Raw genomic sequence first — 13,974 nt, 5'->3', positions numbered from 1 at the left:
ACGCGCTGAACGCTAATGGTCGCGTCGGGTCATGTTTGACGGACCGGATATGTATCAGCCAGTGATACGGACGACCGGCGGCCTGAACCGGTCTGCGAGAATTGACCCCGTGATCTCACGAATCGATCTGCGCGGTGACACCCTCCCCGAGGGCGCCACCCTGCGGGACCTGCTGCCCCGAGCCGAGTTCGACGTGGCGGCCGCCCTGGAGAAGGTGCGGCCCATCTGCGAGGACGTCCGCCATCGCGGCACAGCGGCACTGATCGAGTACGCGGAGAAGTTCGACGGAGTACGGCTGGAGCGCGTCCGGGTGCCCGCGGAGGCCCTGACCGCAGCCCTGGAACAGCTCGACCCCGCCGTACGGGCCGCCCTGGAGGAGTCGGTCAGGCGCGCCAGGCTGGTCCACCGCGCGCAGCGCCGCTCCCCGCACACCACCCAGGTGGTGCCGGGCGGCACGGTCACCGAGAAGTGGGTGCCCGTCGAGCGGGTCGGTCTGTACGCGCCGGGCGGCCGGTCGGTCTACCCCTCCTCCGTGATCATGAACGTGGTACCGGCGCAGGAAGCGGGCGTCGGGTCGATCGCCCTCGCCTCGCCGCCCCAGAAGGACTTCGGCGGCCTGCCGCACCCCACGATCCTCGCCGCCTGCGCGCTGCTCGGTGTGGACGAGGTGTACGCGGCGGGCGGCGCCCAGGCCGTCGCGATGTTCGCGTACGGCGTCCCGGGCCCCGACGGCTGTCCGCCGGCGAACATGGTCACCGGCCCCGGCAACATCTGGGTGGCCGCCGCCAAGCGCTACTTCACCGGACGCATCGGCATCGACACCGAGGCCGGCCCGACCGAGATCGCGGTCCTCGCGGACGCGACGGCCGACCCCGTGCACGTCGCCGCCGACCTGATCAGCCAGGCCGAACACGACCCGCTGGCCGCCGCCGTCCTCGTCACCGACTCGGCGGAGCTGGCCGACGCGGTCGAGAAGGAGCTGGTACCGCAGGTCGCCGCCACCAAGCACATCGAGGACCGGGTCGCGCCCGCGCTGGCCGGCAATCAGTCCGCGATCGTGCTGGTCGACTCGCTGGACGACGGACTGCGCGTGGTCGACGCCTACGGCGCCGAGCACCTGGAGATCCAGACCGCCGACGCCGCCGCCGTCGCCGACCGGGTCCGCAACGCGGGCGCGATCTTCGTCGGCCCGTACGCCCCCGTCTCGCTCGGCGACTACTGCGCGGGCTCCAACCACGTCCTGCCGACCGGCGGTTGCGCCTGCCACTCCTCGGGCCTGTCCGTCCAGTCCTTCCTGCGCGGCATCCACCTCGTGGACTACACCCGCGACGCGCTCGCCGAGGTCGCCCACCACGTGGTGACCCTCGCGGAGGCGGAGGACCTGCCGGCGCACGGCGCCGCGCTGAAGGCCCGCTTCGGCTGGAAGGTCCCGCGCGCATGACCGGCATCGACGACCTGCCCGTACGGGACGAGCTGCGCGGCAAGTCCCCCTACGGCGCGCCCCAGTTGGACGTCCCCGTACAGCTGAACACCAACGAGAACCCGTACCCGTTGCCCGAGGAGCTGGTGGAGCGGATCACCGAACGGGTCCGGGAGGCCGCGCGCGGCCTCAACCGGTACCCGGACCGGGACGCGATCCAGCTGCGCACCGAACTGGCCCGCTACCTCACCCGTACCGGAAAGCACCCGCTGACCACGGCGAACGTCTGGGCGGCCAACGGCTCCAACGAGGTCATCCAGCAGCTGCTCCAGACCTTCGGCGGCCCCGGCCGCACCGCCATCGGCTTCGAGCCCTCGTACTCGATGCACGGCCTCATCGCACGCGGCACCGGCACCGGCTGGCTCTCGGGCCCGCGCTCCGACGACTTCACCATCGACATCGCGGCGGCCACCGCGGCCATCGCCGAGCACCGCCCCGATGTCGTCTTCATCACCTCGCCCAACAACCCGACCGGCACGGCGGTCGGCGCCGACACCGTCCGCGCGCTGTACGACGCGGCCCAGGCGGCCAAACCGTCCCTGGTCGTGGTGGACGAGGCGTACGTCGAATTCAGCCACAGCCCCTCGCTGCTCCCGCTCCTGGAGGACCGGCCCCACCTCGTCGTCTCCCGCACGATGTCCAAGGCCTTCGGAGCGGCGGGACTGCGCCTCGGCTACCTCGCCGCCGACCCCGCGGTGGTCGACGCCGTCCAGCTGGTGCGGCTGCCGTACCACCTGTCGGCCGTCACCCAGGCCACCGCGCTCGCCGCGCTCGAACACACCGATACGCTGCTGGGGTACGTCGCACAGCTGAAGGCCGAGCGCGACCGCCTGGTCGCCGCGCTGAGGGCACTCGGTTTCGAGGTCACCGACTCGGACGCGAACTTCGTACAGTTCGGCCGCTTCGAGGACGCGCACGCGGCCTGGCAGGGGATTCTCGACCAGGGCGTCCTGGTCCGGGACAACGGCGTACCCGGCCGGCTGCGGGTGACCGCGGGCACCCCGTCCGAGAACGACGCGTTCCTCGACGCGGTGGAGAAAATGAAGAAGGAGCAGAGCGCATGAGCCGCATCGGCCGCGTGGAACGCAGTACGAAAGAGACGTCCGTCGTCGTGGAGATCGACCTCGACGGCAGGGGCATGGTCGACGTGTCGACCGGGGTCGGCTTCTACGACCACATGCTCGACCAGCTCGGCAGGCACGGCCTGTTCGACCTCACGGTGAAGACCGAGGGCGACCTCCACATCGACTCGCACCACACCATCGAGGACACCGCCCTCGCGCTCGGCGCCGCCTTCCGGCAGGCCCTCGGCGACAAGGTCGGCATCTACCGCTTCGGCAACTGCACCGTGCCGCTGGACGAATCGCTCGCGCAGGTGACCGTGGACCTCTCGGGGCGCCCGTACCTCGTGCACACCGAGCCCGAGAACATGGCGCCGATGATCGGCAGCTACGACACGACGATGACCCGGCACATCCTGGAGTCGTTCGTCGCACAGGCACGCATCGCGCTGCACGTGCACGTCCCGTACGGGCGTAACGCGCACCACATCGTGGAGTGCCAGTTCAAGGCCCTCGCCCGCGCCCTGAGGTACGCCTCGGAGCGCGACCCGCGCGCGGCCGGGATCCTTCCTTCTACCAAGGGCGCGCTGTGACAGGGCTGAACACCATCCTCATCCTGCTGGGGCTGTTCCTCGCCGGAGGCGTCTACTCCTTCGCCAAGCAGAAGCAGCCGATGGGCGTGGTCGTACTGCTCGGTATCTGCTCGCTGTTCTGCCTGGCCGCCGGTCTGCTGCGCGTCCAGGGTCTGTGGGCGTGACGCGATGACCAAGAACGTCGTCGTCTTCGACTACGGCTTCGGCAACGTCCGCTCCGCGGAACGCGCCCTCGCGCGCGCCGGGGCGGACGTAGAGATCACCCGCGACTTCGACCGGGCGATGAACGCCGACGGACTGCTCGTCCCCGGCGTCGGCGCCTTCTCCGCCTGTATGGCCGGGCTCAAGGCCGCGCGCGGCGACTGGATCGTCGGCCGCAGGCTCGCGGGCGGCCGCCCGGTCATGGGCATCTGCGTCGGCATGCAGATCCTCTTCGAGCGCGGTGTCGAGCACGGCGTGGAGACCGAAGGGCTCGACGAGTGGCCGGGCACGGTCGCGCCGCTCAAGGCCCCGGTCGTCCCCCACATGGGCTGGAACACCGTCGAGGCGCCGGAGGGCAGCGAGCTGTTCGCCGGACTGGACGCCGATGCCCGCTACTACTTCGTCCACTCGTACGCCGTGCACGACTGGACCCTCGAAGTCACCAACGCCCACATCCGCGCGCCCCGGGTCTCCTGGGCCAGCCACGGCGAGCCGTTCGTGGCCGCCGTGGAGAACGGCGCGCTGTGGGCCACCCAGTTCCACCCCGAGAAGTCCGGCGACGCCGGCGCCCAGCTGCTGACCAACTGGATCGGAACCCTCTGAATGTCCTCTGTGCCGAAGCTCGAACTCCTCCCCGCCGTCGACGTCCGCGACGGCCAGGCCGTACGCCTCGTCCACGGCGAGTCCGGGTCGGAGACCTCGTACGGCTCGCCCCTGGAGGCGGCCCTCGCCTGGCAGCGCTCCGGCGCCGAGTGGCTGCATCTGGTCGACCTCGACGCGGCCTTCGGCACCGGTGACAACCGCGCGCTGATCGCCGAGGTCGCCGGCGCGATGGACATCAAGGTCGAGCTGTCCGGCGGTATCCGCGACGACGCCTCGCTCGCCGCGGCCCTCGCCACCGGCTGCACACGGGTCAACCTCGGCACGGCCGCGCTGGAGACCCCGGAGTGGGTCGCGAAGATCATCGCCGAGCACGGTGACCAGATCGCGGTCGGCCTCGACGTACGCGGCACCACCCTGCGCGGCCGCGGCTGGACCCGCGACGGCGGCGACCTCTACGAGACCCTGGCCCGCCTCGACGCCGAGGGCTGCGCGCGCTACGTCGTCACCGACATCGCCAAGGACGGCACGCTCCAGGGCCCCAATCTGGACCTGCTGAAGAACGTCTGCGCCGCGACCGACAAGCCGGTCGTCGCCTCCGGCGGAGTCTCCTCGCTGGACGACCTGCGGGCCCTCGCGACGCTCGTGCCCGAGGGTGTCGAGGGCGCGATCGTCGGGAAGGCGCTGTACGCCAAGGCGTTCACACTCGAAGAAGCACTGGAGGCGGTGTCCCGATGAGTGGCGTACGGAAAATCACGTCCGGCGGCCCCTGGGAAGAGTCCTACGGCTACTCGCGCGCGGTTCAGCTCCCCAACGGCCTTGTCCTGGTGTCCGGTTGCACGTCGGTGATCGGCGGCAGGATCGCCGAGGGCAGCCCGTACGAGCAGACGAAGACCGCCTTCGGTGTCGCGATCGCCGCGCTGCGGGAGCTGGGGCTCGAAGCGGAGGACGTGGTGCGTACGCGGATGTACCTCACGCACGCCCGCGACGCCGACGACGTCGGCCGCGCCCACAAGGAGCTGTTCCACGCCGTGCGCCCGGCCGCGTCGATGCTCGTCGTGTCCGGCTTCATCGACCCGAGCCTGGTCGTGGAGGTGGAGGTCGAAGCCTTCCGCGACCCCGCGGCCTCCGCCCGCGCCGCATCCGCGTCCGCCGCCGCCTCCGCTCCCGCCGCCCCTGCCGGAGTCCCCGAATGACGCTGGCGGTCCGTGTCATCCCCTGCCTGGACGTGGACAACGGCCGGGTCGTCAAGGGCGTCAACTTCCAGAACCTGCGGGATGCGGGCGACCCCGTGGAGATGGCCAGACTGTACGACGCCGAGGGCGCCGACGAGCTGACCTTCCTCGACATCACCGCGTCCTCCGGCGACCGCGAGACCACGTACGACGTGGTGCGTCGCACCGCCGAGCAGGTCTTCATCCCGCTCACGGTCGGCGGCGGAGTCCGTACCCCGGAGGACGTCGACAAGCTGCTGCGGGCGGGCGCCGACAAGGTCGGCGTGAACACGGCGGCGATCGCCAGGCCCGAGCTGATCCGCGAGATCGCCGAACGGTTCGGCCGTCAGGTGCTGGTGCTCTCGGTGGACGCGCGGCGCACGGAGTCCGGGTCCTTCGAGGTCACCACGCACGGCGGACGCCGGGGCACCGGCATCGACGCCGTCGAATGGGCGCACGAGGCAGCCGAGTTGGGCGCGGGCGAGATCCTGCTCAACTCGATGGACGCCGACGGGACGAAGGACGGCTACGACACCGGGATGATCGCGGCGGTGCGCGCGCACGTCACGGTCCCGGTCATCGCGTCCGGCGGCGCGGGCCGTCTCACCGACTTCCCGCCCGCCGTCGGGGCGGGCGCGGACGCGGTCCTGGCCGCTTCGGTCTTCCACTTCGGCGACCTGCGGATCTCCGAAGTGAAGAACGCGCTGCGCGAGTCGGGCCACCCGGTCAGGTAATCCCTGCGGTCCGGTTGAGACACCGGCTTGAGACCCGGCCTGAGGCCCCGGCCGCCACAGATGTGGCGGCCGGGGCCGCGTTTCAGGCGAGGACGGGCAAGCCGGCCCGCGCGCGCCTGCCGCGGACCGTGCCCGCGACGACGGCGATCACGGCGCCGCCGACCGCGTAGGCGCCCAGCACCCACAGCGGACCCGAGGTGGCGTTGCCGGAGAAATACGCTGTGTTGCGGACGACGGCGGTGCCCGCGCCCGGCGGCAGCCACGGCCCGATGGTGCGCCAGAACGGCGGCAGCAGGGACGTCGGATAGGCGCCACCGGCACTGGGGTTGCCCAGTACGACGAAGACCAGGATGGTCACGCCGATACCGACCGTGCCCAGCAGCGCCTGGAACGCCACGGTCGTGGCCCCGGCGGCGAAGACCACCAGACTGCCGATCGCCCACAGTTGAGGCACGTCACCAGGCAGCGCGCCCAGCAGCGGGCCCGCGATGAGCGCGCCGCCGATGCCGGACAGCGCCGCGTACACGGCGAGGGCGCCCAGCCGGATGAGGGTGCGGTGCTGGTTGGCGGGCCTGGCTCCACCGGCGGTGCCGAGTATCGCGGCGGCCAGATAACCGCCGACGATCCAGCCGAGGACCAGGTAGAACGACGACAGCCCGCGCCCGTCGCCACCGGCGGGCGGACGGATGTCGGTGACCTTGACCTGGCGGTGCTGCGTGGCCTCGACCTTCTCCGCGATCTGCGTCACGGCGGTGGAGACGGCGGGCCCGCCCGCCGAGGCCACCAGCAGGGTGTCCGTGCCGCCGCGCGGATCGACGATGATCGCCGCGTCCACCGTGCGGTCGAGGATCAGCGCGCGCGCCTGCTTCTCGTCGGTGGCGGTACGGGCCTTCACGGGATCGCCGGCCAGACCGTTCAGCTGCGCGGCGACCTTGTCGGCGACGGGCGTGGGGGCGGCCACGGCGACGGGGATGCGGTGCGGGGTCGGCGCGTGGAACGCGCCGATGTACGAGAGCACGAAGCCCAGTTGCAGGACGAAGACGCCCACAACCATGAGCACCGCGCGCGCACTCACCGCGTCGCGCAGCTCGGCGAGGAAACCGTGCGGAGCCGGGCCTCCGGTCTCGGGGGGCTCGGGTTCTGAGCCGGGTGGGGAGAGAGGTGTGGAGGACATGGGGACGGGACCTTTCGTTACGCGCGCCCGAGGGCGGTGGGGGCAGCCGCAAGATCATCCCACCCGCCGCACCAGCACCGAACCCGCGGACCGCGCGGCATACGGCCCGTCAAGGAGCGTACGGCGAGACGGAGTTGGACCGCGCCACATCATCGAACGTATCTCCGGGTCGAGAGAGCCGAGGGAAACGGTGGGGCAGGGGAACGGGGGTCCGGCCCGCACCGTTGGACGGGCATGGCGCTGAACAGGCGAGCGGGACATCAGGGAACCGGGCCCGGGGCGATCACCCCGGACGGCTGCGCGGTCGCGTGGTACGCGCGGCTGCCGGTCGGAACCGAGCCGGACATCGTCGCCGCGGCCGTGCCGTCGGGCGCGCACATCCTGGAGCTGGGCTGTGGAGTGGGGCGCGTGACCCATGCGCTCGTTGAACGGGGTTTCACGGTGACCGCTGTGGACGAGTCGCGGAAGATGCTCGACCGGGTTCGCGGGGCACGCGCTGTACGCAGCCCGATCGAAGACCTCGACCTCGGCGAGAAAGTTCCCCGTGGTGATGCTGGGTTCGTTCCTCGTGTACGCCGGAGACATCGACGCGCGGCGCGCGCTGCCGCGCACCTGCGTCCGGCACCTCGCGGAGGGCGGCGGTGCGCTGATCGAGCGAGAGGGCCAGGGCTGGTACACGAGCCTGCCACGAGAGCGCGTCGACCCCAGCGGTTACCGGGTGCGGATCGTATCGGCGGAGCCGGCGGGTGAGGGGGTGAACTCGGTGCACGCGGAGTTCGAGTTCCCCGATGCCACATGGACGCAGACATTCCTGAACAGGCCGCTGACGAAGGAGCAGTTCGAGGCCGCGCTCGCCGAGGCGGGTCTGCGTGTGGCCGCGTACCTCACGGAGGACGGGACATGGGTGCGGGCGGGTCTCGCGGCGGCCTGATCAGACGGACGGCTTCCCGGCGTGCTCGGCATCGAGGCCCGCGAGGGCAGGTACGACCGATCCCACACTGTTCCGGCTGCTAGGGCCTGTCTGACAATTCTCACCCTTCGGGCGGACGGCGCTATTTGCCAGACAGGCCCTGGCCGGGGCGACCCGGCCCCGCCGGGCCGGACGCCCGTCGCGCTGAAAGGCCGAACAGCCCGCCCGCGTCAGATCCCCAGCTTCGCTTCCATCAGCTGCGCGATCGCCGTCTTGTCGCCCTCCAGCTCCACGTCCGCCGTGCCCTGCCGGCCCGACAGGAACAGCATCAGCTCGCCGGGCTCGCCGGTCACCGTCACCACCGGGATGCCGCGATGCGCCACCGCCGTGCGTCCGTCCGCGCGGCGCAGGACCAGGCCCACCGGGGACTTGCGGCCCATCATCCGTGCGCCCTTCTCCAGGCGGGACCACAGCGAGTCGGCGAAGACGCGGTCCAGCTCGCGCGGGGTCCAGTCGGCCTGTGCCCGCCGTACGTCCTCGGAGTGGATGTAGAACTCCGCGGTGTTCGCCGCCTCGTCGACCTGTTTGATGCCGAACGGGGACATCCGCGGCGGTCCCGTACGGATCAGCTGGAGCAGCTCCGCGTACGGTTTCGCCACGTACTCGCTCTGCACCCGCTCCAGGCGGTTCCTCAGCGCGGGCACCATCATCCCGCCCGAGGCGTCGGGGCGGCGCTCGCGCACCACCACATGGGCCGCCAGGTCCCTGGTCAGCCAGCCCTCGCAGAGGGTCGGCGCTTCGGGGCCCGCCGCTTCCAACAGATCGGCGAGCAGAAGCCGTTCACGCTGCGCATGGGTCGACATGTCCGCAAGCGTACGGCGCTCCCGGCCGTCCGCCCAGTGGACTCGCGGACCGTACGGGCGGTCCGGCGCGGCACAATGGCCGTATGACCAGCACGCCCGCGGCCCCAGAACCGGCCGGCGGTCCGGCAGGCGGCCTCGACACCGCCATCGCCGCCCGCCTCAAGCGCAGCGCCGACGGACTGATCCCCGCCATCGCGCAGCAGTACGACACCGGGGAGGTGCTGATGCTCGGCTGGATGGACGACGAGGCCCTGCACCGCACCCTGACCACCGGCCGCTGCACGTACTGGTCCCGCAGCCGCGGGGAGTACTGGGTCAAGGGCGACACCTCCGGCCATGTCCAGCACGTCAAGTCCGTCGCCCTCGACTGCGACGCCGACACCGTGCTGGTCCAGGTCGACCAGGTGGGCGCCGCCTGCCACACCGGGGACCGGACCTGCTTCGACGCCGACGTCCTGCCGCTCGGGCAGCCGCGGCCCAACCAGTAGGGTCAGCGGCCATGGATCTTGAGACCTTCCGCAAGCTGGCGGTGGACCGCCGTGTCATCCCCGTCAGCAGGCGGCTCCTCGCGGACGGCGACACCCCGGTCGGCCTGTACCGCAAGCTCGCCGCCGAACGGCCGGGGACGTTCCTGCTGGAGTCCGCCGAGAACGGCCGCTCCTGGTCCCGCTACTCCTTCATCGGCGTACGGTCGGCCGCCACGCTCACCGAGCGGGACGGCGCCACCCACTGGCTCGGCACCCCGCCCGTCGGTGTCCCCGTCGAGGGCGACCCGCTGGCCGCCCTGCGCGCCACGGTGGAGACCCTGCACACGCCCAGGGACCTCTCCGTCCGCATGCCGCCGTTCACCGGCGGCATGGTCGGCTTCCTCGGGTTCGACATCGTCCGCCGCCTGGAGAAGATCGGCGACCACGCCGAGGACGACCTGCGCCTGCCCGAGCTGACCATGCTGCTCACCTCGGACCTCGCCGTGCTCGACCACTGGGACAACACGGTCCTGCTGATCGCCAACGCGATCAACCACAACGACACGGACACGGGCGTGGACGAGGCGTATGCGGACGCCGTCGCCCGCCTCGACACCATGGCCGCCGACCTCGCCCGCCCCGTCGACTCCGGACCCACCGCGCTGCCCGCCTCCGAGCTTCCCGAGTACACCGCGCGCTGGGGCGGTACGGAGTTCCAGGCCGTGGTCGAGGACATCAAGGAGCGCATCAGGGCGGGCGAGGCCTTCCAGGTGGTCCCCTCCCAGCGGTTCGAGACCCCCTGCACGGCGAGCGCCCTGGACGTCTACCGGGTGCTGCGCGCCACCAATCCCAGCCCGTACATGTACCTCTTCCGCTTCCCCTCCGAGGACGGCGAGCCCTTCGACGTCGTCGGATCCAGCCCCGAGGCGCTGGTCAAGGTCGAGGACGGGCGTGCGATGGTTCACCCGATCGCGGGCACCCGGCCGCGCGGCGCCACCCCGCGCGAGGACCAGACACTCGGCGACGAACTCCTCGCCGACCCCAAGGAACGCGCCGAGCACCTGATGCTGGTCGACCTCGGCCGCAACGACCTCGGCCGGGTCTGCGAACCGGGCAGTGTCGAGGTGGTCGACTTCATGTCCGTCGAGCGGTACTCCCACGTCATGCACATCGTCTCGACCGTCACGGGACGGGTCGCCGAGGGCCGGAGCGCCTTCGACGTCCTGACCGCCTGCTTCCCGGCGGGCACCCTCTCCGGCGCCCCGAAGCCGCGCGCGCTCCAGATCATCGACGAGGTGGAGCCCACCAGGCGCGGTGTGTACGGAGGTTGCGTCGGCTACCTCGACTTCGCGGGGGACTCCGACACCGCCATCGCCATCCGTACGGCGCTGCTGCGCGGCGGCACGGCGTACGTCCAGGCGGGAGCGGGCATCGTCGCCGACTCGGACCCGGTCTCCGAGGACACGGAATGCCGCAACAAGGCGGCGGCCGTGCTCCGCGCCGTGCACACCGCCAACCGGCTCGGCGCGGAAGCCTGAGGTACGGATCCGCGCGGCGCACCGGCCTCACGCGTCCGCGCCGCGCGGGGCGGACCACTTGAACGCCGCGTGGCGCACCGCCTGAACGCCGGGTGGCGCCGTAGGGGATAGTGGGGTACGTGAGTGCCGTACCCGTACCCCAGCCCCGTGCCGCCGCCCTCGCGCCGGACGCCCCCAGCAGCCGCCGCAGCCTCGGCGCGGCCCTGCTGCTGGGCGCCGTCGGCGCCGCCGTGGTGCTGATCGCCTCCGGCCAGACCTGGGCCGAGGGCACCGCCGCGGTCGGCGGCGGCTCCGTACCGCTCGAAGCGGGCGGACGTGACGTCACCGGCGTGCCCGCGGCCCTCGCGGTCGTCGGACTCGCCGCGCTTGTCGCCGTGTTCGCCGTCCGCAGGGCGGGCCGGCTGCTGGTCTCCCTGCTGCTCGCGCTCAGCGGCGCGGGCGCGGCGGCGGCCGCCTTCCTCGGTGCCGCCGACAGCGCGGCCCTGGACGAGAAGGCCGCGACGACCACCGGCGACGCGGCCGCCACCGTCGACGCCCTGACGCACACCGCCTGGCCGTACGTGACCGCCGTGGGCAGTGTGCTGATCCTGCTCGCGGGGCTGCTCGCCCTCGGTTACGGCAGGCGCTGGCCCGCGATGTCGGGACGCTACGAGCGGACCGGTGCCCAGGGCCCGCGCGGCCCGGTGCGGGGACGCCAGGCGCGGCGGGCGCCCGTCGTGGACCCGAACCGTCCCGAGGATCTGTGGAAGGCCCTGGACCGCGGCGAGGATCCGACGCGTGAGGTCTGACCCCGTGGCGCGCGCCTGCCTCGCATGCGGGACAATATGAGTGAGCGTCCGGCTCACGCGTGACCAGGACGCACACCGCGCACCAGCATCTACACGGCGCCACAGCAACGAGGAGCAACTCATGGCGGGCAGCAGCCACGGACACACCCCGGCGGCCTGGACCGGTGTCACCATCGCCTTCATCGGGTTCTGCATCGGCGGAGTCTTTGTGGTGGCGGCGAACACGGCCGGTTTCTGGGCCGGTATCGGCGTCGTCCTGCTGGGCGGTCTCGTCGGCCTCGGCATGAAGGCCATGGGCAAGGGCATGCCCAAGGAGTCCTCGGAGCTGGCGCTGGCGCGGGCCGAGGCCGGGCGCGCGCAGGGCCGGCCGTACACGCAGGTGGAAGAGGAGCGCGTGCGGGAGAAGCAGACGCAGTCCTGACCGGACTCCGCTCCGACCGACCGGACCCCGCTCCGATCGCAGACGCAGCCAGGCTCTCGGGCCGGCTGCGTCTTTCCGTATTATCGCGTCATCGGCTGCGGCCTTTCCCGGCGGCAGGGAGAATCACCGCGTGGACGCAGAACCGAACACCGTCAGGCCGGACACCGTCAGGCCGAACACCGCCGAACCCAGCCCCGCCGAGCCGGGTGCTGTCGTCACGGAGACGGTCAGGACCAGCCCCGCCGTGCCTCACGGTCCCGGGGAGCCCGCGCCCGGGGTTCCGCCCGTCCGGCGGCTCCTTCCGCCGCTCACCGCGCTCGCGGGCGTCGCTGCCGCCTTCACCTACGTGGGCCTGGTCGACCCGAACGAAAACGGCCACTACCCCGTCTGTCCGCTCTACGGCATCACCGGCGTGTACTGCCCCGGCTGCGGCGGGCTGCGCAGCGCCCACGCAGTCGCCCACGGCGACCTGGCGGGCGCCTTCGGTGCCAACGCGCTCGCCGTCGCCGGATACGCGCTCTTCGCCGTGGTGTGGGCGGTGTGGGTGCTACGGGCCTGGCAGGGACGGCCGGGGCGCATCACTCTGGCCCGTCCGTGGTGGTGGGCGCTCGGCGCGCTCGTCCTGGCCTTCACCGTGGCGCGGAACCTGCCTTTCGGAGGCTCGCTCGCGCCCTGACGGCGTGCGGCGGGACCCGGAGCGGGACCGTGGCAGGACCCGCCGTCCAGTCCCTGGACGCACGGCAGGCCGGATGCGAATCCCGCGGGCACTTCCGGATAGCATCGATGTGGCTGGTCCTGATCTGAGTACCATCCCTGATCCACGCACCACCATGAACCACGTACCACCCCGAAGCACGCACCATCAATGTCCCGGAAGGGGGCCGCTCGCGTGAGTGTGCTCGACGAGATCATCGACGGCGTACGCGCCGACCTCGCAGAGCGGCAGGCGCGCGTCGGCCTCGACGAGCTGAAGCAGCGCGCGGCCAGGGCGCCGGAGGCCAAGAACGGCCTCGCCGCGCTGCGCGGCGAGGGCGTCAGCGTGATCTGCGAGGTCAAGCGCTCCAGCCCGTCGAAGGGCGCGCTCGCCACGATCGCCGACCCCGCCGCCCTCGCGGCCGACTACGAGGCGGGCGGCGCCGCCATCATCTCCGTACTGACCGAGCAGCGGCGCTTCGGCGGCTCGCTGGCCGACCTGGAGGCCGTCCGCGCCGCCGTCGACATCCCGGTGCTGCGCAAGGACTTCATCGTCACGTCGTACCAGCTGTGGGAGGCCCGCGCGTACGGCGCCGACGTCGTCCTGCTGATCGTCTCGGCGCTGGAGCAGTCCGCGCTCGTCTCGCTGATCGAGCGGGCCGAGTCGATCGGTCTCACGCCGCTCGTCGAGGTGCACGACGAGGTCGAGGTCGCGCGCGCGGTGGACGCCGGAGCGAAGATCATCGGCGTCAACGCGCGCAACCTGAAGACCCTGGAGGTGGACCGCGACACGTTCGAGCGGGTCGCCCCGGAGATCCCGGCGGGCATCGTGAAGATCGCCGAGTCGGGGGTGCGCGGTCCGCACGACCTGATCGCGTACGCCAACGCCGGCGCCGACGCGGTGCTGGTCGGCGAAACGCTCGTGACCGGCCGGGACCCCAGGACCGCGGTGGCGGACCTGGTGGCCGCCGGAGCCCACCCCGCGCTGCGCCACGGACGGGACTGACCCCACCATGACCCTCGCCGTCGCCGCCCGCACCCGTGTGCTGCCGCTGCCCCACGCGCCGCTGGCGCGCGGGTGCCGGCCGCGCGGCTGCCGGGCGCCGGCGAGGCGGGTGCACGGCCGGCGGGTCCGGTACGTGATCGGCGACGAGCCCGGTCAGGTCAACGGAATGCGATGGCGCGCCTGACCGCGTCATGAACCGTCCGCGGTGCCCGCGCGTTCGCGCGTACGGCG

Annotated in this window: 17 protein-coding genes and 1 pseudogene; 16 read left to right on the top strand and 2 right to left on the bottom strand. The window is 72.2% G+C overall.

Going from position 1 to position 13,974, the window contains the following annotated elements; all coding sequences use genetic code 11:
• The first annotated feature begins 109 nt into the window (after positions 1 to 109).
• Genes hisD through hisF form a run of 8 tightly spaced genes read left to right on the top strand, consistent with a single transcriptional unit; the run spans position 110 to position 5,883 of the window.
• Positions 110 to 1,441 carry a histidinol dehydrogenase gene (hisD, locus tag ACIP6N_RS05010; RefSeq protein WP_401812962.1) on the top strand — a complete coding sequence of 444 codons (1,332 nt, stop codon included), beginning with the start codon at positions 110 to 112 and terminating at the stop codon, positions 1,439 to 1,441.
• Positions 1,438 to 2,544 (top strand): histidinol-phosphate transaminase, encoded by a 1,107-nt coding sequence (locus ACIP6N_RS05005; RefSeq protein ID WP_401812960.1) that lies wholly within the window; start codon positions 1,438 to 1,440, stop codon positions 2,542 to 2,544. Before hisD ends, ACIP6N_RS05005 begins: the two co-directional genes overlap by 4 nt.
• The gene (gene hisB / locus ACIP6N_RS05000; protein ID WP_401812958.1) at positions 2,541 to 3,134 is read left to right on the top strand and encodes an imidazoleglycerol-phosphate dehydratase HisB; all 594 of its coding nucleotides are present in this window, start codon (positions 2,541 to 2,543) and stop codon (positions 3,132 to 3,134) included. Before ACIP6N_RS05005 ends, hisB begins: the two co-directional genes overlap by 4 nt.
• Positions 3,131 to 3,298, top strand: coding sequence for a hypothetical protein (locus ACIP6N_RS04995; RefSeq protein ID WP_401812956.1), 168 nt, complete (start codon positions 3,131 to 3,133; stop codon positions 3,296 to 3,298). Before hisB ends, ACIP6N_RS04995 begins: the two co-directional genes overlap by 4 nt.
• 4 nt (positions 3,299 to 3,302) lie before the next feature.
• A complete protein-coding gene (gene hisH, locus ACIP6N_RS04990; RefSeq protein ID WP_401812954.1) occupies positions 3,303 to 3,938 on the top strand; it encodes an imidazole glycerol phosphate synthase subunit HisH in 636 nt (211 codons plus the stop codon).
• A gap of 9 nt (positions 3,939 to 3,947) precedes the next feature.
• Complete coding sequence (gene priA, locus ACIP6N_RS04985) at positions 3,948 to 4,673, top strand: bifunctional 1-(5-phosphoribosyl)-5-((5-phosphoribosylamino)methylideneamino)imidazole-4-carboxamide isomerase/phosphoribosylanthranilate isomerase PriA (RefSeq protein WP_401813493.1); 726 nt, start codon at positions 3,948 to 3,950, stop codon at positions 4,671 to 4,673.
• The gene (locus ACIP6N_RS04980) at positions 4,670 to 5,131 is read left to right on the top strand and encodes a RidA family protein (protein ID WP_401812953.1); all 462 of its coding nucleotides are present in this window, start codon (positions 4,670 to 4,672) and stop codon (positions 5,129 to 5,131) included. Before priA ends, ACIP6N_RS04980 begins: the two co-directional genes overlap by 4 nt.
• Positions 5,128 to 5,883 (top strand): imidazole glycerol phosphate synthase subunit HisF, encoded by a 756-nt coding sequence (gene hisF, locus ACIP6N_RS04975; RefSeq protein ID WP_401812952.1) that lies wholly within the window; start codon positions 5,128 to 5,130, stop codon positions 5,881 to 5,883. Before ACIP6N_RS04980 ends, hisF begins: the two co-directional genes overlap by 4 nt.
• Positions 5,884 to 5,965: 82 nt before the next feature.
• Here the strand turns inward: hisF and ACIP6N_RS04970 are convergent, their stop codons facing one another.
• On the bottom strand, positions 5,966 to 7,057 hold the full coding sequence (locus ACIP6N_RS04970) for a DUF3533 domain-containing protein (protein WP_401812951.1): 1,092 nt from the start codon (positions 7,055 to 7,057) through the stop codon (positions 5,966 to 5,968).
• 234 nt (positions 7,058 to 7,291) lie between these two features.
• Between ACIP6N_RS04970 and ACIP6N_RS04965 the strand changes: the two are divergent.
• Positions 7,292 to 7,988: pseudogene (locus ACIP6N_RS04965) on the top strand (class I SAM-dependent methyltransferase).
• Positions 7,989 to 8,197: 209 nt separating this feature from the next.
• Here the strand turns inward: ACIP6N_RS04965 and ACIP6N_RS04960 are convergent.
• Positions 8,198 to 8,830: a TIGR03085 family metal-binding protein gene (locus ACIP6N_RS04960; protein WP_401812950.1), complete on the bottom strand. Its 633-nt coding sequence runs from the start codon at positions 8,828 to 8,830 to the stop codon at positions 8,198 to 8,200.
• An 83-nt stretch (positions 8,831 to 8,913) separates the two neighbouring features.
• On the opposite strand from ACIP6N_RS04960, the gene hisI reads away from it, so the two are divergent.
• From hisI to trpM, 7 genes are all read left to right on the top strand, one after another.
• Entirely contained in the window at positions 8,914 to 9,318 is a 405-nt protein-coding gene (hisI, locus tag ACIP6N_RS04955; RefSeq protein WP_401812948.1) for a phosphoribosyl-AMP cyclohydrolase, read from the top strand.
• Between the two features lie 11 nt (positions 9,319 to 9,329).
• Positions 9,330 to 10,835: an anthranilate synthase component I gene (locus ACIP6N_RS04950; RefSeq protein WP_401812947.1), complete on the top strand. Its 1,506-nt coding sequence runs from the start codon at positions 9,330 to 9,332 to the stop codon at positions 10,833 to 10,835.
• Between the two features lie 110 nt (positions 10,836 to 10,945).
• A complete protein-coding gene (locus ACIP6N_RS04945; protein WP_401812946.1) occupies positions 10,946 to 11,623 on the top strand; it encodes a TIGR02234 family membrane protein in 678 nt (225 codons plus the stop codon).
• A 121-nt stretch (positions 11,624 to 11,744) separates the two neighbouring features.
• A complete protein-coding gene (locus tag ACIP6N_RS04940; RefSeq protein ID WP_401812944.1) occupies positions 11,745 to 12,044 on the top strand; it encodes an HGxxPAAW family protein in 300 nt (99 codons plus the stop codon).
• Between the two features lie 130 nt (positions 12,045 to 12,174).
• Positions 12,175 to 12,720, top strand: a complete 546-nt coding sequence (locus tag ACIP6N_RS04935) for a DUF2752 domain-containing protein (protein WP_401812942.1) — start codon at positions 12,175 to 12,177, stop codon at positions 12,718 to 12,720.
• A gap of 213 nt (positions 12,721 to 12,933) precedes the next feature.
• Positions 12,934 to 13,743, top strand: coding sequence for an indole-3-glycerol phosphate synthase TrpC (gene trpC, locus ACIP6N_RS04930; protein ID WP_401812941.1), 810 nt, complete (start codon positions 12,934 to 12,936; stop codon positions 13,741 to 13,743).
• Between the two features lie 7 nt (positions 13,744 to 13,750).
• Positions 13,751 to 13,927: a tryptophan biosynthesis modulator TrpM gene (trpM, locus tag ACIP6N_RS04925; RefSeq protein WP_401812940.1), complete on the top strand. Its 177-nt coding sequence runs from the start codon at positions 13,751 to 13,753 to the stop codon at positions 13,925 to 13,927.
• The last annotated feature ends 47 nt before the right edge of the window (positions 13,928 to 13,974 follow it).

It is taken from the genome of Streptomyces sp. NPDC088725 (genome assembly GCF_044751305.1).
In the GTDB taxonomy this organism is placed as follows: domain Bacteria; phylum Actinomycetota; class Actinomycetes; order Streptomycetales; family Streptomycetaceae; genus Streptomyces.
Note: the sequence above shows the minus strand (reverse complement) of the source record. Positions and strands in the feature narration are given on the sequence as shown.

Bases quoted from the DNA above. Each gene is read 5' to 3' on its own strand.
- ACIP6N_RS05005 (WP_401812960.1), top strand. From the start codon at position 1,438: ATGACCGGCATCGACGACCTGCCCGTACGGGACGAGCTGCGCGGCAAG.
- hisB (WP_401812958.1), top strand. From the start codon at position 2,541: ATGAGCCGCATCGGCCGCGTGGAACGCAGTACGAAAGAGACGTCCGTC.
- hisH (WP_401812954.1), top strand. From the start codon at position 3,303: ATGACCAAGAACGTCGTCGTCTTCGACTACGGCTTCGGCAACGTCCGC.
- ACIP6N_RS04980 (WP_401812953.1), top strand. From the start codon at position 4,670: ATGAGTGGCGTACGGAAAATCACGTCCGGCGGCCCCTGGGAAGAGTCC.
- hisF (WP_401812952.1), top strand. From the start codon at position 5,128: ATGACGCTGGCGGTCCGTGTCATCCCCTGCCTGGACGTGGACAACGGC.
- ACIP6N_RS04970 (WP_401812951.1), bottom strand. From the start codon at position 7,057: ATGTCCTCCACACCTCTCTCCCCACCCGGCTCAGAACCCGAGCCCCCC.
- ACIP6N_RS04960 (WP_401812950.1), bottom strand. From the start codon at position 8,830: ATGTCGACCCATGCGCAGCGTGAACGGCTTCTGCTCGCCGATCTGTTG.
- hisI (WP_401812948.1), top strand. From the start codon at position 8,914: ATGACCAGCACGCCCGCGGCCCCAGAACCGGCCGGCGGTCCGGCAGGC.
- ACIP6N_RS04950 (WP_401812947.1), top strand. From the start codon at position 9,330: ATGGATCTTGAGACCTTCCGCAAGCTGGCGGTGGACCGCCGTGTCATC.
- ACIP6N_RS04940 (WP_401812944.1), top strand. From the start codon at position 11,745: ATGGCGGGCAGCAGCCACGGACACACCCCGGCGGCCTGGACCGGTGTC.
- trpM (WP_401812940.1), top strand. From the start codon at position 13,751: ATGACCCTCGCCGTCGCCGCCCGCACCCGTGTGCTGCCGCTGCCCCAC.